The organism is Janthinobacterium sp. 1L-D-8-B-C4, from assembly GCF_057291295.1.
Genome location: NZ_JBXAVX010000004.1, coordinates 34,778 through 60,327, shown reverse-complemented (window position 1 = coordinate 60,327; position 25,550 = coordinate 34,778). Strand labels below are relative to the sequence as shown.

At 63.5% G+C, this 25,550-nt stretch carries 26 protein-coding genes; 11 read left to right on the top strand and 15 right to left on the bottom strand.

Going from position 1 to position 25,550, the window contains the following annotated elements:
- The first annotated feature begins 200 nt into the window (after nt 1–200).
- Genes AC0Z42_RS09050 through AC0Z42_RS09025 form a run of 6 tightly spaced genes read left to right on the top strand, consistent with a single transcriptional unit; the run spans nt 201 to nt 4,846 of the window.
- Nucleotides 201–848, top strand: a complete 648-nt coding sequence (locus AC0Z42_RS09050) for a YqgE/AlgH family protein (RefSeq protein ID WP_485467895.1) — start codon at nt 201–203, stop codon at nt 846–848.
- Nucleotides 845–1,243, top strand: a complete 399-nt coding sequence (gene ruvX, locus AC0Z42_RS09045) for a Holliday junction resolvase RuvX (protein ID WP_485467894.1) — start codon at nt 845–847, stop codon at nt 1,241–1,243. Before AC0Z42_RS09050 ends, ruvX begins: the two co-directional genes overlap by 4 nt.
- A gap of 28 nt (nt 1,244–1,271) precedes the next feature.
- The gene (pyrR, locus tag AC0Z42_RS09040) at nt 1,272–1,793 is read left to right on the top strand and encodes a bifunctional pyr operon transcriptional regulator/uracil phosphoribosyltransferase PyrR (protein ID WP_485467893.1); all 522 of its coding nucleotides are present in this window, start codon (nt 1,272–1,274) and stop codon (nt 1,791–1,793) included.
- Nucleotides 1,786–2,751, top strand: a complete 966-nt coding sequence (locus AC0Z42_RS09035) for an aspartate carbamoyltransferase catalytic subunit (RefSeq protein WP_034780223.1) — start codon at nt 1,786–1,788, stop codon at nt 2,749–2,751. The genes pyrR and AC0Z42_RS09035 overlap by 8 nt, the downstream gene beginning before the upstream one ends.
- Before the next feature lie 23 nt (nt 2,752–2,774).
- On the top strand, nt 2,775–4,076 hold the full coding sequence (locus AC0Z42_RS09030) for a dihydroorotase (protein WP_485467892.1): 1,302 nt from the start codon (nt 2,775–2,777) through the stop codon (nt 4,074–4,076).
- Between the two features lie 11 nt (nt 4,077–4,087).
- Nucleotides 4,088–4,846: a lysophospholipid acyltransferase family protein gene (locus tag AC0Z42_RS09025; RefSeq protein WP_485467891.1), complete on the top strand. Its 759-nt coding sequence runs from the start codon at nt 4,088–4,090 to the stop codon at nt 4,844–4,846.
- On the opposite strand, the gene AC0Z42_RS09020 is transcribed toward AC0Z42_RS09025, so the two are convergent.
- The 7 genes from AC0Z42_RS09020 to AC0Z42_RS08990 all read right to left on the bottom strand — a co-directional run bounded on the left by AC0Z42_RS09020 (nt 4,836) and on the right by AC0Z42_RS08990 (nt 11,271).
- Nucleotides 4,836–5,582: an ABC transporter permease gene (locus AC0Z42_RS09020; protein ID WP_485467890.1), complete on the bottom strand. Its 747-nt coding sequence runs from the start codon at nt 5,580–5,582 to the stop codon at nt 4,836–4,838. The genes AC0Z42_RS09025 and AC0Z42_RS09020 overlap by 11 nt on opposite strands.
- Before the next feature lie 20 nt (nt 5,583–5,602).
- Complete coding sequence (locus AC0Z42_RS09015) at nt 5,603–6,844, bottom strand: ABC transporter substrate-binding protein (RefSeq protein WP_485467889.1); 1,242 nt, start codon at nt 6,842–6,844, stop codon at nt 5,603–5,605.
- A gap of 16 nt (nt 6,845–6,860) precedes the next feature.
- Nucleotides 6,861–7,646, bottom strand: coding sequence for an ABC transporter ATP-binding protein (locus AC0Z42_RS09010; RefSeq protein WP_485467888.1), 786 nt, complete (start codon nt 7,644–7,646; stop codon nt 6,861–6,863).
- Entirely contained in the window at nt 7,643–8,734 is a 1,092-nt protein-coding gene (locus AC0Z42_RS09005; protein ID WP_485467887.1) for an acyl-CoA dehydrogenase family protein, read from the bottom strand. Before AC0Z42_RS09005 ends, AC0Z42_RS09010 begins: the two co-directional genes overlap by 4 nt.
- 13 nt (nt 8,735–8,747) lie before the next feature.
- On the bottom strand, nt 8,748–9,302 hold the full coding sequence (locus AC0Z42_RS09000) for a carboxymuconolactone decarboxylase family protein (protein WP_485467886.1): 555 nt from the start codon (nt 9,300–9,302) through the stop codon (nt 8,748–8,750).
- A gap of 118 nt (nt 9,303–9,420) precedes the next feature.
- Nucleotides 9,421–10,347, bottom strand: coding sequence for an AraC family transcriptional regulator (locus AC0Z42_RS08995; RefSeq protein WP_485467885.1), 927 nt, complete (start codon nt 10,345–10,347; stop codon nt 9,421–9,423).
- Between the two features lie 78 nt (nt 10,348–10,425).
- A complete protein-coding gene (locus AC0Z42_RS08990; protein ID WP_485467884.1) occupies nt 10,426–11,271 on the bottom strand; it encodes a symmetrical bis(5'-nucleosyl)-tetraphosphatase in 846 nt (281 codons plus the stop codon).
- A gap of 410 nt (nt 11,272–11,681) precedes the next feature.
- On the opposite strand from AC0Z42_RS08990, the gene AC0Z42_RS08985 reads away from it, so the two are divergent.
- The 5 genes from AC0Z42_RS08985 (at nt 11,682) to waaA (ending at nt 16,936) form a co-directional block, all read left to right on the top strand.
- Complete coding sequence (locus AC0Z42_RS08985) at nt 11,682–12,776, top strand: MraY family glycosyltransferase (protein WP_485467883.1); 1,095 nt, start codon at nt 11,682–11,684, stop codon at nt 12,774–12,776.
- A 69-nt stretch (nt 12,777–12,845) separates the two neighbouring features.
- On the top strand, nt 12,846–13,154 hold the full coding sequence (locus AC0Z42_RS08980; RefSeq protein ID WP_485467882.1) for an H-NS histone family protein: 309 nt from the start codon (nt 12,846–12,848) through the stop codon (nt 13,152–13,154).
- A gap of 75 nt (nt 13,155–13,229) precedes the next feature.
- Nucleotides 13,230–14,612 carry a phosphomannomutase/phosphoglucomutase gene (locus AC0Z42_RS08975; RefSeq protein ID WP_485467881.1) on the top strand — a complete coding sequence of 461 codons (1,383 nt, stop codon included), beginning with the start codon at nt 13,230–13,232 and terminating at the stop codon, nt 14,610–14,612.
- Nucleotides 14,613–14,616: 4 nt separating this feature from the next.
- Complete coding sequence (gene waaC / locus AC0Z42_RS08970) at nt 14,617–15,633, top strand: lipopolysaccharide heptosyltransferase I (RefSeq protein ID WP_485467880.1); 1,017 nt, start codon at nt 14,617–14,619, stop codon at nt 15,631–15,633.
- A 10-nt stretch (nt 15,634–15,643) separates the two neighbouring features.
- Entirely contained in the window at nt 15,644–16,936 is a 1,293-nt protein-coding gene (gene waaA / locus AC0Z42_RS08965; RefSeq protein WP_485467879.1) for a lipid IV(A) 3-deoxy-D-manno-octulosonic acid transferase, read from the top strand.
- A gap of 82 nt (nt 16,937–17,018) precedes the next feature.
- Here waaA and AC0Z42_RS08960 read toward each other — a convergent pair whose 3' ends face one another.
- The 8 genes from AC0Z42_RS08960 to AC0Z42_RS08925 all read right to left on the bottom strand — a co-directional run bounded on the left by AC0Z42_RS08960 (nt 17,019) and on the right by AC0Z42_RS08925 (nt 25,537).
- Nucleotides 17,019–17,942 carry a M48 family metallopeptidase gene (locus AC0Z42_RS08960; RefSeq protein WP_485467878.1) on the bottom strand — a complete coding sequence of 308 codons (924 nt, stop codon included), beginning with the start codon at nt 17,940–17,942 and terminating at the stop codon, nt 17,019–17,021.
- 44 nt (nt 17,943–17,986) lie between these two features.
- A complete protein-coding gene (locus AC0Z42_RS08955; RefSeq protein ID WP_485467877.1) occupies nt 17,987–18,727 on the bottom strand; it encodes a lysophospholipid acyltransferase family protein in 741 nt (246 codons plus the stop codon).
- 13 nt (nt 18,728–18,740) lie between these two features.
- On the bottom strand, nt 18,741–19,319 hold the full coding sequence (gene gmhB, locus AC0Z42_RS08950; RefSeq protein WP_485467876.1) for a D-glycero-beta-D-manno-heptose 1,7-bisphosphate 7-phosphatase: 579 nt from the start codon (nt 19,317–19,319) through the stop codon (nt 18,741–18,743).
- Nucleotides 19,320–19,333: 14 nt separating this feature from the next.
- The gene (glyS, locus tag AC0Z42_RS08945) at nt 19,334–21,436 is read right to left on the bottom strand and encodes a glycine--tRNA ligase subunit beta (protein WP_485467875.1); all 2,103 of its coding nucleotides are present in this window, start codon (nt 21,434–21,436) and stop codon (nt 19,334–19,336) included.
- Nucleotides 21,437–21,463: 27 nt separating this feature from the next.
- Nucleotides 21,464–22,384 carry a glycine--tRNA ligase subunit alpha gene (gene glyQ / locus AC0Z42_RS08940; RefSeq protein WP_485467874.1) on the bottom strand — a complete coding sequence of 307 codons (921 nt, stop codon included), beginning with the start codon at nt 22,382–22,384 and terminating at the stop codon, nt 21,464–21,466.
- A 141-nt stretch (nt 22,385–22,525) separates the two neighbouring features.
- A complete protein-coding gene (gene lnt / locus AC0Z42_RS08935; RefSeq protein ID WP_485467873.1) occupies nt 22,526–24,115 on the bottom strand; it encodes an apolipoprotein N-acyltransferase in 1,590 nt (529 codons plus the stop codon).
- Nucleotides 24,116–24,131: 16 nt separating this feature from the next.
- A complete protein-coding gene (locus tag AC0Z42_RS08930; protein WP_485467872.1) occupies nt 24,132–25,010 on the bottom strand; it encodes an HlyC/CorC family transporter in 879 nt (292 codons plus the stop codon).
- Nucleotides 25,011–25,117: 107 nt separating this feature from the next.
- Nucleotides 25,118–25,537 (bottom strand): DUF4259 domain-containing protein, encoded by a 420-nt coding sequence (locus AC0Z42_RS08925; protein ID WP_485467871.1) that lies wholly within the window; start codon nt 25,535–25,537, stop codon nt 25,118–25,120.
- Between the last annotated feature and the right edge of the window lie 13 nt (nt 25,538–25,550).

Below are 25,550 nucleotides of genomic sequence, written 5' to 3'. Positions count from 1 at the left end.
TGCCCGCGCCGCGCCTTGGGCGTCGCCGGTATGGCAATTCAGTGTAAACTAGCGCCTGATTTCGCAGTGCTTGCGTGTGCGCCAGCAGAACGGTAACGATTTTACAATCGACCTCCGCACGCAAGTCACGCGCACCAATAACAATAATGACAGCAGGGGTAAGGTGTCTTGCCAGCAAGCCCACAGAGAGAGCAACGCGTATGAAAAAGAGTAAAATCGACCACACGCTGCCGGGACATCGTTTGATGCAGAGCGCCAGCGAAGGCGCCGTCACCGGTTCGTCCACCTTGAATCTGGCCAACCATTTTCTGATCGCCATGCCGGCCATGCAAGACCCGATCTTCGGCGGCACCGTCGTCTATGTGTGCGAACACAATGAAAACGGCGTACTGGGGGTGGTCATCAACAAGCCCACCGACATGACGATGGATGTGCTGTTCGAGCGCATCGACCTGAAACTGGCGGCCGGCAGCGACGCGCCCATCGTCAATGAACCGATCATGTTCGGCGGCCCGGTGCAGGACGACCGCGGCTTTGTGCTGCACACGCCGGGCGCGCGCTATTCCTCGTCGCTGACGGTGACCGACGAAGTGGCGTTTACCACCTCGATCGATGTGCTCGAAGCCGTCGCCAAGGGCGAAGGCCCCGAACGCATGCTGGTCTCGATCGGCTATTCGGGCTGGAGCCCGGGCCAGCTGGAAGACGAGATCGGCCGCAACGGCTGGCTGACGGTGGGCGCCTCGGCCGATATCCTGTTCGATTTCCCGATCGCCGAACGCTACGTGGCGGCCATCAAGCTGCTGGGCATCGATCCGCTGATGCTCGCTTCGGAAGCCGGCCACGCATGAGCGGTGAGGCCATCGACACCATCCTCGCTTTCGACTTTGGCCTGAAACGCATCGGCGTGGCCATTGGCAATACCATGATTTGCCAGGCCAAGCCACTGAGCGTGATCACCGCGATTGCCAACGAACCGAAGTTTGCCGCCATCGCCGGCTTGATCAAGGAATGGGGCGCGACCCGCATCGTGGTGGGCTTGCCCAGCCACCCGGACGGCACCGAACACGAGATGAGCGCGCGCTGCCGGCGCTTTGCCAACCAGGTGCACGGCCGCTTCGGCTTGCCGGTGGAACTGGTCGACGAGCGCTACTCCTCGGCCGTGATTGCCGCCCGGCGCGGCGAGGTGATCGATGACCGCGCCGCCGCCGTGATCTTGCAGCAGTATTTCGACGCGCAGTCCTGAACCGTTTTTTTTGACTACTCCTCCACTTATGTCCAATCTTGTGAACCCCTCCCAACTCGACGCCGAGGCCCTGTACGGGGTCCTGCTCGAGCAAGTGCGCAGCGGCCTGGCCGGCGCCAGCAACGTGGCCATCGTCGGCATCCACTCGGGCGGCGCCTGGCTGGCCGAACGCCTGGCGCGCGACCTGGACCTGACGGCCCGCCTGGGCGTGCTCGACGTGTCCTTTTACCGCGACGACTTCGCCCAAAAGGGCCTGCATGCCGACGTCAAGCCGACGCAAATTGCGTTTGACGTGGCCGGCGCCACCATCGTGCTGGTCGACGACGTGCTGTACACGGGCCGCACCACGCGCGCGGCCATCAACGAGTTGTTCGATTACGGCCGTCCTGCCAAGATCATGCTGGCCGCGCTGGTCGACCGGGGCGAGCGCCAGTTGCCGGTGGCCGCCGATTTCGTGGCCGCCTTTACCGCCGTGCCGCCGGGCCAGGCGCTGGTCCTGAAGCAGGCCGGCGATAAATTCACGCTCACCATAGACACCCACCATGCTTAATCCGCAACTGAACAAACACGGCGAACTGCAGCACCTGTTGACGATCGAAGGCTTGCCGAAGTCTATCGTCAACCATATTCTCGACACGGCTTCTTCGTTTGTCGGCATCTCCGACCGCGATGTGAAAAAAGTGCCGCTGATGCGCGGCAAAAGCGTGTTCAACCTGTTCTTTGAAAACTCCACGCGCACCCGCACCACCTTCGAGATCGCCTCGAAACGCCTGTCGGCCGACGTCATCAACCTGAACATCCAGGCGTCGTCGGCCAGCAAGGGCGAATCCCTGCTCGACACCATCGACAACCTGTCGGCCATGCATGCCGACATGTTCGTCGTGCGCCATGCGCAGTCGGGCGCGCCCTACCTGATCGCCAAGCACCTGATCGACACCAGGCAGCCGCATGTCCACGTGGTCAATGCCGGCGACGGCCGCCATGCGCACCCGACCCAGGGGCTGCTCGACATGTACACGATCCGCCACTACAAGAAGGATTTCACCAACCTGACGGTGGCCATCGTCGGCGATATCCTGCACAGCCGCGTGGCGCGTTCCGACATCCATGCCCTGACCACCCTGGGCGTGCCGGAAGTGCGCGCCATCGGCCCGCACACGCTGCTGCCGGGTGGCCTGGAGCAGATGGGCGTGCGCACCTTCACCAACATGGATGAAGGCCTGAAAGGCGTCGACGTGATCATCATGCTGCGCCTGCAGAACGAGCGCATGAGCGGCGCGCTGCTGCCATCGGCGCAGGAATACTTCAAGAGCTATGGCCTGACGCCGGAGCGCCTGGCGCTGGCGAAACCGGACGCCATCGTGATGCACCCGGGGCCTATGAACCGCGGCGTCGAGATCGATTCGGCGGTGGCCGACGGTCCACAGGCGGTGATCCTGCCGCAGGTGACCTTCGGTATCGCCGTGCGCATGGCGGTGATGAGTATTTTGGCTGGTAATCAGGGCTGATGGCCCAAGGACGAGAAGCAAGCATGACGACACTACATATCAAGAACGGCCATCTGATCGATCCGGCCAACGGCATCGATGGCCTGCAGGACCTGTTTATCGCCGACGGCAAGGTAGTTGCCGTCGGCAGCGCGCCGGCCGGGTTTACTGCCGATACCACCTTTGACGCCGCCGGCCTGGTGGTTTCGCCGGGCCTGGTCGACCTGTCCGCGCGCCTGCGCGAGCCGGGCTACGAATACAAGGCCACGCTCGAGTCCGAGCTGCAGGCGGCGCTGCAGGGCGGCGTGACCAGCCTGGTATGCCCGCCAGATACCGACCCGGTGCTCGATGAACCCGGCCTGGTCGAAATGCTGAAATACCGGGCCAAGACGCAGGACAAGGCGCATGTGCACCCGCTGGGCGCGCTGACGATGGGCCTGAAAGGCCAGTCGCTGACGGAAATGGCGGAACTGACGGAAGCGGGCTGCATCGGCTTTGCGCAAGCTGAAGAGCCGATCGAAGACACCACCGTGCTGCTGCGCGCGATGCAGTATGCGAACACCTTTGGTTACACCGTGTGGCTGCGCCCGCAGGACCCGCATATCGGCCGTGGCGGGATTGCCCACAGTGGCCCGCTGGCTTCGCGCCTGGGTTTGTCGGGCGTGCCGGTGATGTCGGAGACCATCGCGCTGCACACGATTTTCGAACTGATGCGCGCCAGCCGCGCGCGCGTGCACCTGTGCCGCATTTCGTCTGCCGCCGGCCTGGACCTGATCCGCGCGGCGAAAGCCGAAGGCCTGCCCGTCACCTGCGACGTCGGCGTGCACCATGTACACCTGACCGATGCCGACATCGGCTTCTTTGACCCGAACGCGCGCGTGACGCCACCGTTTCGCAGCCAGCGCGACCGCGACGCGATCCGCGCCGCGCTGTTCGACGGCACCGTCGACGCCATGTGCTCGGACCATACGCCGGTCGACGACGATGAAAAACTGCTGCCGTTCGGCGAAGCGTCGCCGGGCGCCACCGGCCTGGAACTGCTGTTGTCGCTGGCCCTGAAATGGGCCGACGACTATGCGCTGGCGCAGCCGCAAGCCGGCGCCCGCCCATTGGCGCGCGCCGTGGCCAAGGTCACCGCCGACGCCGCGCGCGTGGCCGGCATCCCGGCCGGCAGCCTGGCCATCGGCGAAGCGGCCGATATCTGCGTGTTCGACCCCGCCGCGCGCTGGACCGTATCGTCGTCCTCGCTGGCGAGCCAGGGCAAGCACACGCCGTTCCTCGGCTATGAGCTGAGCGGCGTGGTCAAGGCGACCATCGTCGCGGGTCGGGTGGCGTTTCAACGCTGATCTGGTGTGATTTGAAACTTCTGCTTACCTACCGCCTTGCCCGCGTGGCCATCCATCTTGCCATCGGCATGAGCAAAAGCCTGGTGCTGTTCCCCTGGCTGGATGTGGCGGGCCGCAACCGGCGCATCCGCGCCTGGTCGCGCCAGCTGCTGGCCATCTGCAACGTCACGGTGGAATCGTCCGCCAGCCATGCGGCCGCGCTCGAGCATGCGCTGGTGGTGGCGAACCACGTGTCCTGGCTCGATATCTTTGTGATCGACGCGGTCCACCCTTGCCGCTTTGTCGCCAAGGCCGAGATCCGCGCGTGGCCGGTCCTGGGCTGGCTGGCGGCGCGCGCCGGCACGATCTTTATTTCGCGCGGCAACAAGCGCGACCTGCGCAAGATATTCCAGGGGCTGGTCGACAAACTGCAGCAGGGTGAACGGATCGGCGTATTCCCGGAAGGGACCACGGCGGCGCAAGGAAACCTGTTGCCGTTTCACGCCAATCTGTTCGAAGCGGCGATCGACGCGCAAGCGCCGGTGCAGCCGTTTGCCGTGTCCTACGTGGATGCGGCGGGCGTGCCGCACGACTCGATCGACTTTATCGGTGAGATGACATTTGCGCAAAGCATGGTGCGCATCCTCGGTGGCCGGCCTGTCATTGCGCGACTGGAATGCCTGGCGCCGATCGCCACGGTCGGCGCGCACCGGCGCGAACTGGCGCTGGCGGCGCATGCCGCCGTCGCCAGCTCTTTGGGCGTGGTGGAGAAAGCTGCGGCTAACGCTTGAGATGCAGCCAGCGCGCATGCGCGGCCCGGGCCAGATAGTCCAGCATGAAACCCAGTATGCCGATCAGCACGATGGCCGCCATCAGTTCGGAATACGCCAGGCGGTCGCGCGTGTCGAGGATAAAGTAGCCCAGGCCCGCCGACACGCCCAGCATTTCCGCCGGCACCAGCACGATCCAGATTATGCCGATGGCCAGGCGCACGCCGGTCAGGATATCGGCTGTAATGCCCGGCAAAATCACTTTGAAGACGATCTCGCGGCGCGTGGCCGACAGGCTGCGCGCCAGCAGCAGCCAGTTCGGATCGAGCCGCGCCACGCCGGCCGCCGTATTGAGCAGGATCGGCCACACCGCCGCAAACGCCAGCAGGAAATACACTGGCGCGTCGCCCACGCCCAGCACCATCACGGCAATCGGCATCCACGACAGCGGCGATATCATGCGCAGCAACTGGAACAGCGGCATGGCCGCGCCCGAAAAACCTTTCGACATCGCCACCAGCACGCCCAGCGGCACGCCGACCGCGATCGCCAGTCCCAGGCCGACCGCCACCCTTTGCAAACTGAGCGTGACGTGCAGCCAGATATCGCTGCCCGCCAGCAGGTCGCGAAACGCCAGCGCCGTGGGCAGTGGCGCAAACGCGGTGGCGATCGGCGTGGATTTTTCCAGTTGCCACACACCGAGCGACCATAGCAACAAGGCGCATGCCAGCCCCACCAACGGCAGTCCCAGGCGCATCAACCACGTTCTTGCCATCGTCAGACCACCACGGTTTCGCTGCGCAGCAAATTGGCCGGCAAGCCGAAGGCGGCTGGGCCGCCAACGGCGTTGATCGCCTTGCGCACGAAACGGTCATCGACCAGGTCGCGCGCGGCGAACTTCGGATCGAGACTGGCCAGGAAACGCGTGTCGCCCTCGACCTTGGTGCGGCCAATCGCACGCACCAGTTCTTCCGTGTAGGACGCGAACGGATACGGCTGGAAGTCGATGCGGCGCTGCTGCCAGTTCTTGTGCACGATCAGGCCCGCTTTTTCATAGGTGGCGTAGTCGGTGGTGGCCAGCACCTTGGTCAGCACCTGCAGCGGATGCGGCGTGTAGCGGTGTTCGCCCACGTTCGACAGCAGTTTGGCCGTGTCGACCTGGTTCGAGCGCGTCCACAGCTGCGCCTTGACGATGGCGTTGGTGACCTTTTGCGCCCATTCGGGACGGGTGTTGATGTCGCGCTCGGACAAGAACGTCACGCAGCAGGCGTGGTTTTTCCACACGTCGCCCGAGAAGCGCAAGATCTTGCCGATGCCGGCGTTTTCGGCCGCCGCATTGAACGGCTCGGCCACGATATAGCCGGCGATTGCCTTGCTGGCCAGGGCCGAGACCATTTCGGCCGGCGCCAGCACGATCAGGTTCACTTCGTTCGGTTTGATGGCCGCGTTGCGCGCGCGCGTGACGGGCGTCAAGCCATTGGCCGACAGGATCTGCTGCAGCAGGATATTGTGGATTGAATACCAGAACGGAATCGCCACCGTGCGCCCGCCCAGGTCCTGCACCTTGTTGATTTCGTTGGCCACCGTCAGCGCCGAGCCGTTGACGTGGTTCCAGGCCACCACCTTGGCGGGGAACTTGGCGCCATAGCGCACCCACAAGGTGGCCGGCGACAGCAGATGGATCACGTTGACCTGGCCGGCGACAAACGCTTCGATGATCTGCGCCCAGCTGCGAAACAGGCGCGGCGTTTCCGCCTGCAGGCCTTCGGCCTCGAACAGTTTACGCGCATGGGCCACCAGCAGCGGCGTCGCATCGGTGATCGGCAAATAGCCGATCTTCACGGGCTGGTCGTCGCCCTTGGGCCCCTGCTGGGCCATGGCGTCGCCGGCGAACAGCAGCGGCGAGGCGACGCTGGCCGTGGCCAGCGCCGACATGCGCAAAAAGTCGCGGCGGGTCAAGCCGCAATCGCAGTCGGACGAGGCGCAGATATGCAGGGGATTTTTTTCTTGGAAAGACATGCGATGCTCCGTTCGATTAAAGGGGGACGGCAGGTTGCGGTTTTTGCAGCTGGTGCAGGGCGTCGAGTATCTCCATCTTCAGCGCAATCACATTGGCGCTGTGGCCGATGCGCGGCTGGGCGATATCGACCGGCCACTCGCGCACGATATGGCCCGGCTTGCCGCCCATCAGCAAGATGCGGTCGGCCACCAGGATCGCTTCATCGATATCGTGGGTGACCAGCAGCACGGCCGTGTGCCAGCGGTGCACTACCTCGACCAGCAGTGATTGCATTTCGGCGCGCGTGATGGCGTCCAGCGCGGAAAACGGCTCGTCGGCGAACAGCAGTTCCGGTTCGCGCGCCAGTGCGCGCGCCAGCGCCACGCGCTGCGCCATGCCGCCCGACAGCGCCGAGGGATACAGTTTTTCACGGCCCTGCAAGCCCACCGCCTCGATCGCCTGCGCCACGCGGGCGGCGTGCGCCTCGCGGGTGAGCTTGGGCTGGTGCTTGAAATCCAGGCCAAAGCCGGCATTGCCGCTGACGTTCAGCCAAGGCAGCAAGCTGGCCTGCTGGAACACCAGCGCGCTGCGCGGGTCGGGTTCGCGCATCGGCGCACCGAGGAAGTCGATGCTGCCGGCGGACGGTGCCTGCAGGCCGGCCAGCACGCGCAGCAAGCTCGATTTGCCGCAGCCGCTGCCGCCCAGCAGGCAGACGATCTCGCGCTTGCGCACGGCCAGCGATACTTGCTGGAACACGGGCGGCAAGCCCGGGTAGGCATAGGAAAGGTTTTGCGCCTGCAGCGCCCAGTCGCCAGCTGTCATGCCTTGCCTGCCGCGTTGGCTGCCTGCAAGCTGTCGAATTGCTGCAGCGCCGACTGCAATTGCGTCAGGCTGGGCGTGACGATGGGGATAAAGGCCGATTCACGCCAGCGGCGGGCAAAGCCCTGCTGCTGGGTGCTGAGATAAGCGCGCCCACCCATCGCCTGCAGTTCCAGCATCATCGCTTGCTGCAGCAGCTCGGCCAGTTGTATGCGCAGGCGGAACATGGCCGGCGCTTCTTGCTTGAAGCGGCCGTCGTGCACGCCTGCCAGCAGGGTGGCAGCAGTGCTTTTCAGGGCCGCTTGCAGTGCCTCGATGCGCGGCGTGAGCGCATTGTGCCGGCCTTGTGAGCCTTGCGAGATCAGGGCCGCCTGCGCCAGGCTGGCGCGCGCGATGCCGATTGACATGCCGCACTGCATGCCCAAAAAGGCCGGGCGAACCTGCGGCAGCCAGGCCGGCGCATTGTCGCTGATGATATCGGCCGCCGCGATCCGCACCTGCGTCAGTTTCACCGAAGCGGTATTGCTGCCGCGCAGGGCGATCAGGTCCAGGTCGGCGTTGCGCTGCACCCCGGCCAGCTGGCTGTCAAAGGCGACGATCACCGGTGGCGTGCCGTCATTTGGCGCAACGGCAGCGGCCGCCACGAAACCTGCCTTGCGCAAGTTCGTCACCCAGGCCAGCGCGCCGTCGGCCAGCAGGCCATCGCCGTCGCGCGCAGCCGTGATTTGCAGCTGCTCGATGCCGGACAAGAATTTCATCGCGTTCGACAGGCCGCTGGCGCCGGCCTGGGTGCCGGCCAGCAGGGCCGGCAGGCGGCGTTCGGCCAGCGCGCGATTCGGGCTTTGCAGCATGAATTCGATAAAGCAGCGCTGGCCCCAGAATACAAAGGCGGCTGTCAAGGACAGCTCGGCCACTTTGGCGATCGCTTCGATGGCGTCGCGCACGTCGCCGCCCGCGCCGCCCTGTTCCTGCGGTACGCCGATGGCCAGCAGCTGGTCGGCGGCCAGCGCCGGCAGCACGCTTTCGGCCAGTTCGTTCGATTCGTCGAGCTGGTCGGCATGCAGGTGCAGCCAGTGAGTGAGGTTCGGCATCAGGTCCGCCATCTCAGACGGCGCCAGGCAGGTAGGGTGTCAATTGTGAATTGACGGGGGTGCCGGCCAGGCTGTTGGTGAAGTTGCACAGGGTGGCCAGGCTGATGCCGAGCACCACTTCCAGCGCCTGTTGCTGGTTGTAGCCGGCTGCCAGGAAGGACTGGAACTCATCGTCTGTCACGGCGCCACGGGTGGCGATGATGGCGCTGGCAAAGGCGGCCACTGCGTCCAGTTTTACGTCGCCGGTCGGCAGGCCATGCTGCAGCGCGCGCACTGTAGCCGGTGTTTCACCGGCTTTTTTCAGCGAGATGGCGCTATGGCCGGCAATGCAGAAGTCGCAGCCATGGATGCGTGCGGCCGTGATCTGCACCACTTCGCGTTCCATCAGGCTCAAACTGGCGCGGCCATTGATGCCTGATACGGTCAGATAGGTTTCCAGCGCCAGCGGCGCATTGGCCAGCACGCCGATCAGGTTGGGCAGGTAGCCATTGTTGGCGATCGCCTTTTCCACGAAAGGGCGGCTCTCGGCCGGGGCGGTGTCTGGGGTATGCAGCGTCAGTCGGGACATGGAAAGCCTTGCCAGGTTGGTTGGTCACCGCTTGATTATATCGGCCTGCCCGGGCGCGTAACAGACGCCAACGTCGCCATTTTCTGCTCATTCGTCTGCGATGTTGAAATTCTTGATCTCAATTTGAAAGCTGGCGCTGGCGCTGGCGCTGGTCGCGGCGATAGGCGCCGGGCTGCTCGCCGGTGGCGCGCTTGAAGGCGCGCGTAAAGGCGGCGTGCGAGCGGTAGCCGACCAGTTCGGCCACCCGTTCGACGGACGCGCCGTCGTGCAGCCGGCGCGCGGCGATCTTCATGCGCAGCAGGAGCAGGAACTGGGCCGGCGGGTGGCCGCTGGCGCTGGCGAAGTGCTTGCAGAAGCTGGCGCGCGACATGCACGCGGCCTTGGCCATGTTCTCGATCGACCAGTCGGCCGCCGGGGCGTCGAGCATGCGTTCGAGCAGCGGCGCAAATTCGGCCCGCTGCAGCAGCGACAGCAGGCCGCCGGCCATCTGTTCGCCCTGCGCCACATGGCGGATCAGATAGAAGAACAGCAGTTCGACCAGGCGCGCCATCAGGGGCGAAGGCTGTTCCGGGTCGCCGCCCGCTTCCTGGAGGATCAGGTCGAACAGCGCGGCGGCGGCGGCAAAGGCGGGTGCGCCGCCGCGTATCAGCAAGTAGGGCGGAAACGAGTCGATGATCAGTTTTGAGGCCGCGCCCTGGAACTGGAAAAAGCCGCAGGCCAGCGCGGTGGCGGGGCCGTTTGCGGGCGTATGCAAGGGGCGCATCGCCTGCGGGGCGCTCGCCTGCAGCGGGTCCGGGTGCGGGCTGAGAAAATGCGGCAGGTCGCGCAGCAGGAATACGCCGTCGCGTGGCCCCAGCGCCACGGGCGGCGCGCCATCGAGATGCAGGTAGCAGTGGCCGTCCAGCACCAGGTGAAAACTGCCCAGTTCCCGGCCGGCCGTGGAGGCGCGCCAGCGGCCGCAATACTGGCCCGCGTGCAGCACGGCGGTGTCCAGTTGCAGGCTGCCCAGCAGCCAGCGCGCCAGCTGGTCGGTATCAGGAGTCATCGGGTCGCAAAGGCAAAAGCATGATCATACGAGGCGTGCCGGCAGGCGCAAACGACCGATTCCAAGCATGCATATGCGTTATTTGGCGGCCTTGCCGCTGGCCCGCTGGAATTCGGGACAATCGACCTGGATCAGCGTACGGTCCTCAAGGCAGACCGCGGACAGTTTGCCGCCCCAGACGCAGCCGCTATCGAGGCCGATCAAGCGGGGCCCCAGCATCAGGCCCAGCGCCGACCAGTGGCCAAACACCACCGTGTCGCCGGCGCTTTGCCTGCCCGGCACGTCGAACCAGGGCATCAGGCCGGACTCCTTCGGTGCGCTGCCGCTTTCCTTCATCTTGAAGTCCATGCGGCCTTCGTCGGTACAAAAACGCAGCCGCGTCATGGCGTTGATGATGCAGCGCAGGCGGTCGGCGCCGTGCAATTCGTCGCTCCAGATGGCCGGCTCGTTGCCGTACATGCTGCCCAGGAAGTCTACCCAGCCGTCGCTGGCGAGCATGCTTGAGACTTCGCCGGCCAGCGACAAGGCCTGCGCCACGCTCCATTGCGGCAGCAAGCCCGCGTGCACCAGCAAATGGCCATCGCGCCACAATGCCAGCGGACGGCGCCGCAGCCAGTCGATCAAATCGTCGCGGTCGGGCGCGGCCAGGATATCGGCCAGCGTGTCGGACGCGTGCTCGGGCCGGATGCCGTTGACGACGGCCAGCAAGTGCAGGTCGTGATTGCCCAGCACGCTGTCGGCCAGGCCCTGTTGCGCCAGGGTATGGACCAGCCGCAAGGTCGCCAGCGAATCGGGGCCGCGATTGATCAGGTCGCCGGCAAACAGCAGGCGGTAAGGTCCGTTTGCCGTGTCGGCGATACGGGCCAGCAAGGCCACCGTCTGGTCATGGCAGCCTTGCAGGTCGCCGATAAAGTAAGTTTTCATTGGATTCAGTGGTTGATTGTGGCTATCTGTGCATGATCGTACCAGACGAAATTTGCCTGCGTGACCTCATGGATGAGGCTGGCTGCCAGCCTGGGGACATGAGATAGCTCAAACGTGCTGGCGATTGCGCCTGGAGCTTGCTAAAAAACCTATCAGCCGTGTATCAAATGGTAAATAGTGTTAGCAATCGTGGAGGGCGTTGATACCATGCCTCGCGTCAAGCTGAAGAGCTGTCCTGTGTGTTCGCGATATTGATAAAATTATAATATTAACATCAGATGCATGGTTTCTTGCGAAAAAATAAATGCCTGTTTTCGATATCGCTGGATCAATATCTGCCGGGAGGCGAATCAGGGCAGATTTTTGCGCGCTACGATAGTTGGCAAACCCGATCTTTTATTGATAAAAAAATGTTTTCTTTCATCGTGAGCTTTGTTGCATCTGCCTTATTGACACTGTTAATCATAAAACAGGTGCATCTGCATAAATCTGCGCTCGATTCGGATTTTCATGGTGTACAAAAAGTGCATTCGCATTTCGTGGCGCGTATCGGTGGCCTGTCGATTTTCCTGGCAGTGGTGATTGGCGCCACGTTGTCGATCTGGCGCTTGCCGGCCATGGCTTACTGGATGATTTCGTTGCTGCTGTGTTCGGCCATGGCTTTTGTCGGCGGCATTGCCGAGGATTTCACGGGCAAGGTCAGCCCAATGGGCCGTTTGTTGCTGACCATGGCAGGCGCCTTGCTGGCTTATTACCTGGTCGACGCGCGCATCGATCGCATCGACTGGCTGTTTTCCAGCTGGGCCATCCCCTTTGTCTGGCTCAGCCTGCCGATCACGGTGCTGGCCGTGGCCGGTATTGCCAACGCCATCAATATCATCGATGGCTTCAATGGCCTGGCCAGCGTGGTGTCGATCTGCATGCTGTTGTCACTGGCGTATGTGGCCTTGCAGGTCAATGATTCGTTTATCCTGGTCACCGCCCTGCTGGTGGCGGGCGCCATTACCGGTTTCCTGATCTGGAACTATCCGGTGGGCCTGATCTTCCTGGGCGACGGCGGCGCGTATTTCATCGGTTTCATGCTGGGAGAACTGACCTTGCTGCTGGTGATGCGCAATCCGGAAGTGTCGACCTGGTATGCCGTATTGCTGCTGATTTATCCTTCCTTTGAAACCCTGTTTTCGGCCTACCGCCGCGCCTTTATTCAAGGCAAATCGCCAGTCATGCCCGATGGCATCCATTTGCACAGCCTGATTTTCCGCCGTATCGTGCGGTGGACGGTGGGCCACAAGGAAGCGCGTGCGCTGATGCGCCGCAATTCCCTGACGTCGCCTTATCTGTGGCTGTTTTCATTGCTGGCCGTGATTCCCGCCTCATTATTCTGGCGCCATAGCTGGCTGCTGATTTGCTGTTCGCTGATATTCATGGCCACTTATATCTGGTTATATCTGCGCATTATTCGTTTCAAATCGCCGCGCTGGATGATTGTGCACAAGAAGAATTAATATGTTTCCCTGAATCGGTGTATATTCCATGGGTTTTGTCATACATATTAATTTTCCAGAAAGTGAAGCATGAATTTATCGACATTGACCATGGCCGAATTACGTAATTTGGCGGACAAGGTACAGCAGGAAGTCAGCCATCGTGAGCGCGATGATTTGAACAAGGCGCGCGAACAGATCATGGCGATTGCCCAACAGGCGGGCATTCCGCTGAAACAGCTGATTCTCGATGGTCTGCACCCGCGCGTGGGCAAGGTGGCGGTACAGTACCGCAATCCCGATAACGCCAGCGAGGAATGGACCGGCCGCGGCCGCCAGCCACTGTGGGTCAGGCATTGGGTGGAATCGGGCAAGTCGATCGATCTGCTGCGGGTATAATCCGGTATAGTATTGGCGCAGTGGCAAGTCCGCTGTACCATGTCTTCCTCTTTTACCTTCTTATACGCTCAGACCATGCTCCCACTGTCAAAAACGATCTTCAAAGCTTACGATATTCGCGGCATCATCGATAAAACCCTTGATGCCAGCGTGGCAAGGAAGATCGGACAGGCCTTTGGCCAGGCCGCCCTGGCCAAAGGCGAACAGCGCGTGGTGATCGGCCGTGACGGCCGCCTGTCGGGTCCGGAACTGACGGCAGCGCTGGCGCAAGGCCTGCAAGCGGCCGGCGTCGACGTGATCGACCTGGGCGTGGTCGCCACGCCGATGGTCTACTTCGGCACCAATGTGCTCGATACGAAGTCGGGCATCATGGTCACCGGCAGCCACAACCCGCCTGACTACAACGGTTTCAAGATGGTGCTGGCCGGCGAAGCGATTCATGGCGAAGCCATCCTGTCGCTGTACCAGAGTATCGTCGACCACGACGGCAGCGAAAGCAGCACCCCTGGCAGCTACACCACGCATGACATCCGCTCGGCGTATATCGACCGCATCCTGGGCGACGTGAAACTGGCGCGCCCGATCAAGATCGCCGTCGATTGCGGCAATGGCGTGGCTGGCGCATTCGCCGGCGACCTGTTCCGCGGCATGGGCTGCGAAGTGATCGAACTGTTCTGCGAAGTCGATGGCAATTTCCCGAACCACCACCCGGACCCGGCCCACCCTGAAAACCTGCAGGACCTGATCCGCTGCCTGGCCGAGACCGACGCCGAAATCGGCATCGCCTTTGACGGTGACGGCGATCGCCTGGGCGTGGTCACCAAGGATGGCCAGATCATCTACCCTGACCGCCAGATGATGCTGTTTGCCGCCGATGTGCTGACGCGCCATCCGGGCGAACAGATTTTGTATGACGTGAAATGCACGCGCCACCTGGCGCCGTACATCACCAAGCATGGCGGCGTGCCGCTGATGTACAAGACCGGCCACTCGCTGGTGAAAGCCAAGCTGCGTGAAACGGGCGCACCGCTGGGCGGCGAAATGAGCGGCCATATCTTCTTCAAGGACCGCTGGTACGGTTTCGACGACGGCCTGTATTCGGGCGCGCGCCTGCTGGAAATCCTGACCCGCGAAAGCGATCCATCGGCACTGCTGAACTCGCTGCCACAATCGGACAGCACGCCCGAGCTGCACCTGGAACTGAAAGAAGGCGAAAACGTCGCGCTGATGGACATGCTGCGCCGCGATGCCGTTTTCCCTGGCAATGAACAGATCATCACCATCGACGGCCTGCGCGTCGAATACGCTGACGGCTTCGGCCTGGCGCGTTCGTCGAACACCACGCCGGTGATCGTGATGCGCTTCGAAGCTGAAACGCCTGAAGCGCTGGCGCGCATCCAGGGCCAGTTCAAGAGCGTGATCCTGGCCGCCAAGCCTGACGCAGTCCTGCCGTTCTAAGCTCATGGCGGGCCAGGCGGGCGCGCGGGCGCCCTTGAAAATCCTGCTGGTGCGCGTGTCTTCGCTGGGCGACGTGCTGCATAACCTGCCGATGGTGTTTGACATCGCCCGCCACTATCCCGACGCCACCATCGACTGGGTGGTGGAAGAGGGTTATACCAGCCTGGTGCGCCTGAACCCGCGCGTCGGCACGATTTTTCCGTTCGCGCTGCGGCGCTGGCGCAAAAGCCTGGGCAAGCAGGAGACGCGCGCCGAAATCGCCGCCTTCTTCCGCAGCCTGCGCCAGACGCAGTACGATTATGTGTTCGACACCCAGGGCCTGCTGAAAACCGGCATCATCATGGGCGCGGCGCGCCTGGCGCCGGGCGGCCAGAAAGTGGGCCTGGCCAATGGCAGCGAAGGCTCGGGCTACGAAGGCATTTCGCGTATCTTTCATACCAAAAGCATTCCCCTCGATCCGCGCACGCATGCGGTGGCTCGCGGCCGCCTGGTGGCCGCCGCAGCGCTCGGCTACACGGTCGACACGCCGGCCAATTTCGGCTTGCCCGAATTGTCCGCCAGCGAGGTACGCCCCGACTGGATGGGCCAGGCGCCGTATGCCGTGTATTTTCATGGCACCGCGCGCGACGCCAAGAAGTGGGCGCCGGAAAACTGGATCGCCCTGGGCCAGGCGCTGGCGCCGATGACCATCCTGCTGCCATGGGGCTCACCCAAGGAAAAACTGGAAGCCGAACTGCTGGCGGCCAGCCTGGCGAACGCGCGCGTGCTGCCCAAATTGTCGATGAGCGACGCTACCCTGCTGGCGCGCCATGCTGCGCTGGTGGTCGGCGTCGACACGGGCCTGACCCATATCGCCGCCGCCTTCGTGCGGCCAACGGTGGAAATCTACGCCGATTCGCCGCTCTGGAAAACCGAAGGCAACTGGTCGGACAACATCATCAATCTGGGCGACCAGGGCCAGCCGCCCGGCGTGCCCGAAGTGCTGGCGGCGGCAAGGCTGCTGCTGGCCAACTCACAGTAACAAGATCACCATGCGACTTCTCTACACCCTGGCCTGGTGGCTGGCGCTGCCGCTGGTGCTGGCGCGCCTGTGGCTGCGCGGGCGCCAGGAAGCGGGCTACCGCCAGCACTGGGGCGAACGCCTGGGCTTTTATGGCCGCAAGCCTGCGCCCGCGCCCATGACCATCTGGCTGCACGCCGTTTCCGTTGGCGAAACGCGCGCGGCCGAACCGCTGGTCGACGCGCTGCTGGCCACCTGGCCAGATTGCCGCATCGTCCTGACCCACATGACGCCGACCGGCCGCGCCACCGGCCGCGCGCTGTTCGCCAGGCACGGCGCGCGCCTGGTGCAAAGCTACCTGCCGTACGACACCGGCGCCATGCCGGCGCGCTTTATCCGCCACTTTGCGCCGCGCATCTGCATCCTGATGGAGACCGAGGTGTGGCCGAACCTGATCCATCAATGCCGGCGCTACCGGGTGCCGGTGGTGCTGGCCAATGCGCGCCTGTCGCAGCGCTCCCTGAACAAGGCGCAGCGCCTGGGCAAGCTGATCCTCGATGCGGCGCGCTCGATCACGCTGGTGGCCGCGCAAACACCGGACGACGCCACGCGCGTGCGCCAGCTGGGCGTGCAGGAGGTGGTGGTCACCGGCAGCATCAAGTTCGATGTGATGGTGCCCGCCGCCGCACTGGCCACCGGCGCCTGGCTGCGCGCTGCGATTGGCCAGCGCCCGGTGCTGCTGTGCGCCAGCACGCGCGAAGGCGAGGAAGAACTGATCCTCGAGGCATTTGCCTGCGCCAGCCTGCCGGCAAACACCTTGCTGCTGCTGGTGCCGCGCCATCCGCAGCGTTTCGACGAAGTGGAAAAACTGGTGGTGTCGCGTGGTCTGGTCGTGCAGCGCAGGTCCGGCCTGGCCGGCGATGCTGTGGTTGCCGCGACCACGCAGGTGCTGCTGGGCGACTCGATGGGCGAGATGTTTGCCTATTACGCGGCCTGCGACTGCGCCTTTGTCGGCGGCAGCCTGCTGCCGCTTGGTGGGCAGAACCTGATCGAGCCGGCAGCGCTGGGCAAACCGGTGCTGATCGGGCCGCACACCTTCAATTTTGCGCTGGTCACCGAGCAGGCGATCGAGGCCGGCGGCGCCGCGCTGGTGCTTGACGCCGATGCGCTGATGGCGCAGGCTTCATCGCTGCTGCAGGATGCGGACCGTCTGGCGCAGATGGGTGCCAGGGCGCTGGCGTTTGCGGCGCAGCACCGTGGCGCCACGCCGCGCACCATAAACGCGATCAGGCCCTTGCTGCCAATCCAGCGTAGGTCGGATTAGCGTAGCGTAATCCGACAACAGTGTTGACTCTGACCATGGTGTTGTCGGGTTACGCGCTTGCGCGCTAACCCGACCTACCGACCTACCCGAATAAAACCGGTAATTCCTGCGAGCGTTTGCGCAAGGCCTGCTTGGCGCCATCGTAATCGGGATAGATCGATTCCACGGTGGCCCAGAAGCGCGGGCTGTGGTTCATTTCCAGCAGGTGCGACAGTTCGTGCGCCACCACGTAGTCGACCAGCGGCAGCGCAAAGTGGATCAGGCGCCAGTTCAGGCGGATCTTGCGCTGCACGGTGCAGCTGCCCCAGCGCGTGCCGGCCGAGGACAGCGACAGCGAGTCGTAGCGCACTCCCAGTTTGGCCGCATACAGGTCCAGCCGCTCTTCGAACAGCTGGCGCGCCTGGTGCTGGAACCAGGCCTTCACTTTTTCCTTCAACTGCTGTTCGGTGCCGGTCGGCGTGACCCACACGTGCAATTCACCGGTGTCGCGCTGGAAGCTGGCGCGGTGGCGCGGCGCCTGGTGCAGCCGCAAGGTAATCTCGCCGCCCAGGTAGGGCAGCACGGCGCCGTCGACCCATGCCACCGGTGGGCGCTGCTGGCGCTGTATCTTGCGCTCGCCCCGTTCCTGCAGTTTGGAGATGATCCAGCCCTGCTTGGCGCGGATGGCGTTGTCGATTTCAGCCAGGGTGACGCGCTTGGGCGCCGTCACGCGCAGGCCATTGTCGTCGATCATGAAGCCGATCGAGCGGCGCGTCGAGCGGCGCAGGGCGAATTCGAGCAGGTGTGGACCGAGCTGCAGCTGGCGCAGCGGCGGGCCGTCAGCGGTGCGTGGTGGCGAAGGCAGGGGAGGTGGGGCAGGCACGGCAATCGGAGGCAGCTGGACCACGATCGGTGGCGCCACGGGCAACGCCGGCGGCGCCACGGGGCGCGCCACCGCGGGCGTGCTGGTCGAGACGTCATGCGCGAACAGATCCAGTTGCTGGTCGCCGACCCTGATGGTCTTCATCTGCTCACGCAGTGTCGGCTCCTGGATGACCGCGCTGATGCCGTCTAGCCAGCGTTGTAGGCGTGAGGCGAAATGACGCGCATTTCTGATTCTATCCAATTTTCCACCTGTTGCATCATGCTGTCCGGGGTTTGCCCTTCCGGCGAAATCGGTTTGCCTATCGAGACCGTGATGACACCCGGCCGCTTGAGAAATGACTGCTTGGGCCAGCACTCGCCCGAGTTATGGGCGATCGGCACCACTACCGCGCCGGTGGCAATCGCCAGGCGCGTGCCGCCGCTCTTGTACTTGCCCGTCTGGCCGACCGGGATACGGGTACCTTCGGGGAACATGATAATCCATTGGCCATCGGCGAGGCGGCGTTTTCCGTGTGCGACCACGCTCTTGAAGGCGTGCTTGCCCTGCTTGCGGTCAATCGGGATCATGCGCAGCAGCGCCATGGCCCAGCCGAAAAACGGAATGTACAGGATTTCCTTCTTGAATACATACACCAGCGGGCGCGGCAGGCTGGGCAGCAGGAAGATGGTTTCCCAGGCCGACTGGTGTTTCGATAGCACGATCGCCGGCGCATCGGGGAAGTTCTCGGCGCCCTTGATTTCATAGCGGATGCCGCATATGACCTTGGCGCACCAGATGATGAACACGTTCCAGCGCGAGGTGAACCAATAGCGCTTGTTATAGCTGAATGGCGCGGCAAAGAAGCAGGCACAGGCCCAGACGATGGTCGCCACGATCATGATGACCATGAACAGCAGGGACCTGAGGAACAGGGAAATGGTACGCAAGCGGTTCTCCGGATTAAATACTGAATGCCACGGTGGGCGATGGCGCGGCAACTGCCGGCGCCTTGAGCAGATGGTTGACCACGGCGGCCAGGTCGGCGAAGACCTGGGTGCCGGGAGGCAGGCCACCGGTTTCATTGGTGCTTGCGCCCTTGCCGGTCAGGACCAGGTAGGGCACGCAGCCGCCAATGAAGCCGGCCTGCAGGTCGCGCAGCGAGTCGCCGACGGTCGGCACGCCTTTCAGGCTGGTGTTGTAGCGCTGCGAAATTTCATGGAACATGCCCGGCTTGGGCTTGCGGCAGTCGCAATTGTCCGCGCCCGCATGCGGGCAGAAGAAAATGGCGTCGATGTCGGCGCCGACCTGCTGCGCCAAGGTATGCATCTTCTGGTGGATTGCGTTGAGCACCGTCATGTCGAAGTATTCGCGCGCGATGCCCGACTGGTTCGAGGCGATCACCACGCGGTAGCCGGCCTGGTTCAGGCGGGCGATCGCTTCGAGCGAGCCGGGTATCGGCAGCCATTCGGCCGGCGACTTGATAAAGTCCGGCGAATCATGATTGATGACGCCATCACGGTCCAGGATAATCAGTTTCATCGCCGGCGCGCCCATTATGCCGCCAGCTTGGAAATGTCGGCCACGCGGTTCATCATGCCATGCAGCGACGACAGCAGGGCCAGGCGGTTGTTGCGCAGTGCGACATCGTCGGCCATTACCATCACGTCGTTGAAGAAGCCGTCGACATCGTCGCGCAGCTGCGCCAGCGTTTGCAAGGTGCCCGTGAAGTCGCCCTGAACAAAGGCCGCATCAACTTGCGGCTGCACGCGCGAGACGGCGGCGGCGAGTTTTTTCTCGGCTTCGTCCTGCAGCAGCGCCACGTTGACGCCGCCAGCGGCGACCTGGCTCACGGCTTCCTCGTTCTTTTTCAGGATATTCGTGATGCGCTTGTTGGCGCTTGCCAGCGAGGCGCTTTCCGGCAGCGCGGCAAAGGCCTTCACGGCATCAAGGCGCTGCACGATATCGTCGAGGCGGTCCGGGTTTTGCGCCACCACCGCTTCGATCTCGTTTGGCGAAAAGCCGCGTTCGCGCAGGATGCCGCGCAGGCGCTCGAGCATGAAGACGGTGACGTCCGCCACCGGGTCCCTGAAGCCGGGAATGGCCGCAAATTGCGCGGCGGCGTCCGCCAGCAAGCCCTGGATCGACAGCGGCAGGCGTTTTTCCAGCAGCATGCGCAGCACGCCCAGCGCATGGCGGCGCAGCGCGAACGGGTCCTTGTCGCCGGTCGGTGCCAGGCCGATAGACCAGATGCCGACCAGGGTTTCAAGCTTGTCGGCCAGCGCCACTGCCGTGCCGGTGGCGGTCGACGGCAGCGCGTCGCCGGCAAAGCGCGGCTGGTAGTGCTCGGAGGCGGCCAGCGCCACTTCTTCCGGTTCGCCGTCATGGCGCGCGTAATAGGTGCCCATGATGCCTTGCAGCTCGGGGAATTCGCCGACCATGTCGGTCAGGAGATCGGCCTTGGCCAGGCGCGCGCCACGTTTTGCCAGGTCCACGTCGCCACCCAATTTTGAGGCAATCGCGCCGGCGATCGCCGTCACGCGCTCTGTGCGCGCAGCCTGCGTGCCCAGCTTGTTGTGATACACCACATTGGCCAGCAGCGGCAAACGCGATTCCAATGTTTTTTTCTTGTCCTGCTCGAAGAAGAACTTGGCGTCGGACAGGCGCGGGCGTACCACGCGCTCATTGCCGCCGATAATGTGCTCGGGCGTGTCGGTGGCAATATTCGAGACGATCAAAAAGCGCGAACGCAGCTTGCCTTCGCTGTCGGTCAGGGCAAAGTATTTCTGGTTGGTCTGCATGGTGAGGATCAGGCATTCCTGCGGCACGGCCAGGAATTCTTCCTCGAAATGGCATTCGTAGACCACCGGCCATTCGACCAGGGCGCTCACTTCGTCAAGCAGGGACTCGGGCATCAGGACTTGATCCGCGCCGGCTTTTTCCAGCAACTGAGCGCGGATGGTGGCCTTGCGCTCTTCCACGCTGGCGATCACGCTGGCGTCGAGGATCAGGCTGGCCGCATAGTTTTCCGCGTGCTTGATGATGATCGGCTGGCCGTCGGTCAGGAAGCGGTGGCCCAGCGTTTCGCGGCCGGCCGTCAAGCCCAGCAGGGTCAAGGGCAGCACATTGATGCCGTGCAGGGCGATCAGGCTGTGGGCCGGGCGCACGAATTGCACGGTGCTGCCATCCGGACGCTGGTAACTCATCAGTTTTGGAATCGGCAGCTTGGCCGCCGAGTCAAGCAGCGCAGCCTGCGCGCCGGTGGCCAGCAGGCTGCCCGGCGCCGTATGGGTGTAGAAGAAGCTTTCGGCCTTGCCGTCGACGGCGCGTTCCAGGTCCGCTACCGTCAGGTCGGGGAAGCCCAGGGCCGCGAGTTTCTTGGCCAGCGGCGCGGTGCCGTTGCCGTTCGCGTCCAGCGCGACCGACACCGGCAGCACTTTTTCGCGGATCGATTTGTCGGGCGACACTTCGCGCACATTGGTGATGGAGACGGCCAGGCGGCGCGGCGAGGCGTAGCTGGTGGCGACGCTGTCGCTTTCCAGGAAGTCGCGCGACTTGAGGCCGTTGACGATGCCGGCGGCAAAGGCGGCGCCCAGCTTGGCCAGCGCTTTCGGCGGCAGTTCTTCGGTCAGCAGTTCGATAAGCAGTGTTTGGTTCATGGTGTTCTTGTCTGGTACGGCGTCAAATTAGGCTGCAGGGGCAGCTTGTTCTTGTGCTGGCAGCATCGGGAAGCCGAGGCGTTCGCGCGAATCGTAGTAGGCCTGTGCGACCAGGCGCGACAGGGTGCGCACGCGGCCGATATAGGCCGCGCGTTCGGTCACCGAGATGGCGCCGCGCGCGTCCAGCATATTGAAGCTGTGCGAGGCCTTCATGATTTTTTCGTAGGCCGGCAGGGTCAGTTGCAGCTCGATCAGGCGCTTCGCTTCCGCTTCATAGTTGCCGAACTGTTCGAACAGCAGCTCGGTATTGGCGTGCTCGAAGTTGTAGGTTGATTGTTCCACTTCGTTCTGATGGAACACGTCGCCGTAGGTCAGCTTCTTGGTGGTACCGTTTTCTTCCCACTCGGTCCAGACCAGGTCGTAGACGTTTTCGACGCCCTGCAGATACATTGCCAGGCGTTCGATGCCGTAGGTGATTTCGCCCAGCACCGGCTTGCAATCGAGGCCGCCGACTTGCTGGAAGTAGGTGAACTGCGTCACTTCCATGCCGTTCAGCCAGACTTCCCAGCCCAGGCCCCAGGCGCCCAGGGTCGGGCTTTCCCAGTCGTCTTCGACAAAGCGGACGTCATTCTGCTTCAGGTCCAGGCCCAGCGCTGACAGTGAACCCAGATACAGGTCGAGGATGTTTTCCGGCGCCGGCTTCAATACCACCTGATACTGGTAGTAGTGCTGCATGCGGTTCGGGTTTTCGCCATAGCGGCCATCTTTCGGGCGGCGCGACGGCTGCACATACGCGGCGCGCCAGGGTTCCGGACCGATCGCGCGCAGGAAGGTGCCGGTGTGGAAGGTACCGGCGCCCACTTCCATGTCGTAGGGCTGGAGCAGGGCGCAACCCTGCTTGTCCCAATAGGTTTGCAAGGTCAGGATAATTTGTTGAAATGTGAGCATCGTATGAGTTCGCCGCGCGACAGGCTGCGCTTTGTTAAGGTTTGCTTGAAGCCCGGATGGCTGTGCTGCAATGCAGGCAGCCATCCGGGCCGGGGTTTTGCTAATTTTAGCGGGTTTTATGACGCTACTGTGACTCTTGTGTCAATTCGCCTTGGCGCCAGCCTTGCGGGCGCGGCGGCCCAGCAGGAAGGCAGCGAGCAAGGCCAGCGCGTTCAGGGCCAGCATCAGCTTGTTGCCGTACAAGATATACGGCGTCATGCCGCCCATGCCTTGCACGGTGGCCGCCAGCGTACCTTGCTGCTCCGGCGGCAGCAACTGGCGTACCACGCCCTTGCCGTCGATGACGGCGGTGGCGCCGGTATTGGTTGCGCGCAGCATCGGCCGGCCCGTCTCCAGGCTGCGCATCTGCGAAATCTGCAAGTGCTGCGGAATCGCGATCGAGTCGCCGAACCAGGCCAGGTTCGAGATATTGAGCAGCACCGACGCCGACTGCTTGCCATGGCGGTGGGCATTGGCCAACTGGCCGGCGATCTCTTCGCCAAACAGGTCTTCGTAGCAGATATTGGGCAGCACCAGCTGGTCGCGTACCTGCAACGGCGGCTGCACGCGCGCGCCACGGCCCATGTCGCCCAGCGGAATGGCCATCATGGCGACAAACCAGTGCAGGCCTGGCGGCACGAATTCGCCGAACGGCACCAGGTGGTGCTTGCGGTACTGGTAGTAGGGACCAGGTGCGCTGTTGGGCATGATGCCGACGGCGGCATTATAAAAGCGCCGCTCTTCGTCAAGCACCGGCATGCCGACCAGCAGCGTGCTGCCGGTCTGCTGCGCATAGGCGCCCAGGCCTTCCAAGTAGCCGTCCGGCAGTTGCTGCGGCAATACCGTGACGGCCGTTTCCGGCGTGGCAATCAGGTCGGCCGGCGCGCTGGTGATCGCCTGCTGGTACATCCGCAGGGCACCCAGCACGAAAGCAGGATCGAATTTCTGCTGCTGCGGCACATTGCCCTGCAACAGGCGCACCGTGATCGGGCGGCCTACCGCATGGGTCCAGTCGACGTGGCGCAGGCCGATGCCGGCGCCATACAGCACCAGCACGCCAGCCAGGGCGGCCCAGCGCGTGCGCGGCAGCGGATGCGTCAGCAGCAGCAGGGCGCCGGCTGACAGCGCCGCCAGCCAGCCCAGGCCATACGAACCGATAATCGGCGCAAAGCCGCCCAGCGGGCTGGCGTTGTGGGCGTAGCCGGTAGCGAGCCACGGAAAACCCGTAAACAGCCAGCCGCGTGTCCATTCGAACAGGGTCCACAGGGTAGGTAACACCAATAGTGTCATGGCCGGCAGCGACAACACCCAGCGGCGGCGCAGCCAGGCGGCCGCACCCATCGCCAGCGCTACATAGATGCCCATCAGCAGCGCCAGCAGCGCCACGGCGATGGCGGCCAGCGGCGCTGCCATGTCGCCATAGCGGTGCATCGAGATATACAGCCAGTGGGTGCCGGCGCCGCACCAGCCGAAGCTGTAGGCCCAGCCGATGCGCGCGCTGCTTTTGATGTCAGTCGCGCGCAGCACCTGGTAGAACAGCACGGCCAGGCTGATGATTTGCAGCGGCCAGTAGCCGAAAGGGGCGAAAGCCAGCACCGCCACCGCGCCGGCGATGGCGGCGATCAGCATGCGTGAACCCGTGCTGCGGGGCGGCTTGGCGGCGGCGTTGGGATCAACGCGTCGGAAACGCATTTACAGCACGCGCATGTCAGAGTTCCAGTTCAGGCACGGCGGGCAGGCGCTCGACCAGCAGCACATGCACCTGGCGCGCATCGGCACGCAGCACCTCGAAGCGCAAATCGCCCAGGTCGAAGATATCGCCCTTGTGCGCCATGCGGCCCAGGTGCTTGGAGACCAGGCCGCCGATGGTGTCGACATCGTCATCGAGCAAGCGGCAACCGAGTTCCTGGTTGAACTGGGCGATCTCGGTCAGTGCCTTGACGCGCCAGCGCGGGCCGAACTGGCCTTCCTTGAGCGACAGGATATTGTCCTCGGCTTCATCGAAGTCGTATTCGTCCTCGATATCGCCGACGATCTGTTCGAGCACGTCTTCGATGGTGATCAGGCCGGCCACGCCGCTGTATTCATCGACCACGATGGCCATGTGATTGTGGTTGGCGCGGAAGTCGCGCAGCAGCACATTCAGGCGTTTCGATTCGGGGATGAAAATGGCGGGGCGCAGCATCTCGCGCACGTCGAAGGACTCTTCTGCGTAATAGCGCAGCAGGTCTTTCGCCAGCAGGATGCCGATGACCTTGTCGCGTTCGCCTTCGATCGCGGGAAAGCGCGAGTGGGCGGTCGACAGGACTTCCGGCATCCATTCCTCGATCGGCTTGCTGATGTCGATGACATCCATTTGCGAACGGGGAATCATGATGTCGCGCGCACAGAGATCCGACACCTGGAACACGCCTTCGATCATCGACAGGGCGTCGGCGTCGATCAGCTTGCGTTCGTGCGCATCGTGCAGAACCTCGAGCAATTCCGCTCGGTTCTCTGGCTCGGGGGAAATGAGTGCGGTCAGGCGTTCAAACAGTGACCGGTGGGGCTTGACGTCAGTTCTGACGCCACTAGGATGCTCGGGCATAGGAGGCGTGAGCCGTTGTTGCGAAGGGGTACAGGATACACCAAAAGCGGGGCGTTACCGCAATTACCCGCTTTTGATGTGAATTTACTACGCTTTTTGCCGACGTTTCAGCCGGCCGCTCCCAGCACGCGCAGGCGCAAGGCTGCTACCTCGGCCAGCCAGTCCTCGTGGTGTTCGCTTTCCTGCCACAGCTGGCGCAGCTCCGACGAGTCCGACACGATGCGCTCGAACGCCAGGCGCGCCTTGTCCAGCAGCGGCGGCGTGATTTTCTTCTTGCAGGCGGCCACCCATTCGTCCACCTCTTCGGTAGCCGGATCCGGTTCGCCCGGTCTGCCGGCCAGGCGCGCAATCACCTCCAGCGCGGCCAGCGCTTCGGCGGCGAATGGCGCTTCCAGTTCTTCTTCGGTGCTGTCGATCACGTTGTCAAGCGTGGTCTCGACCAGTTCCAGGGTTTTATATTTCTGCAGGTCCTGCGCCCAATCCATGGCGTAGTCGTTGCCGAAGGCGTCCAGTGCCCAGGTGCCCATAGTTGTCCTTGCG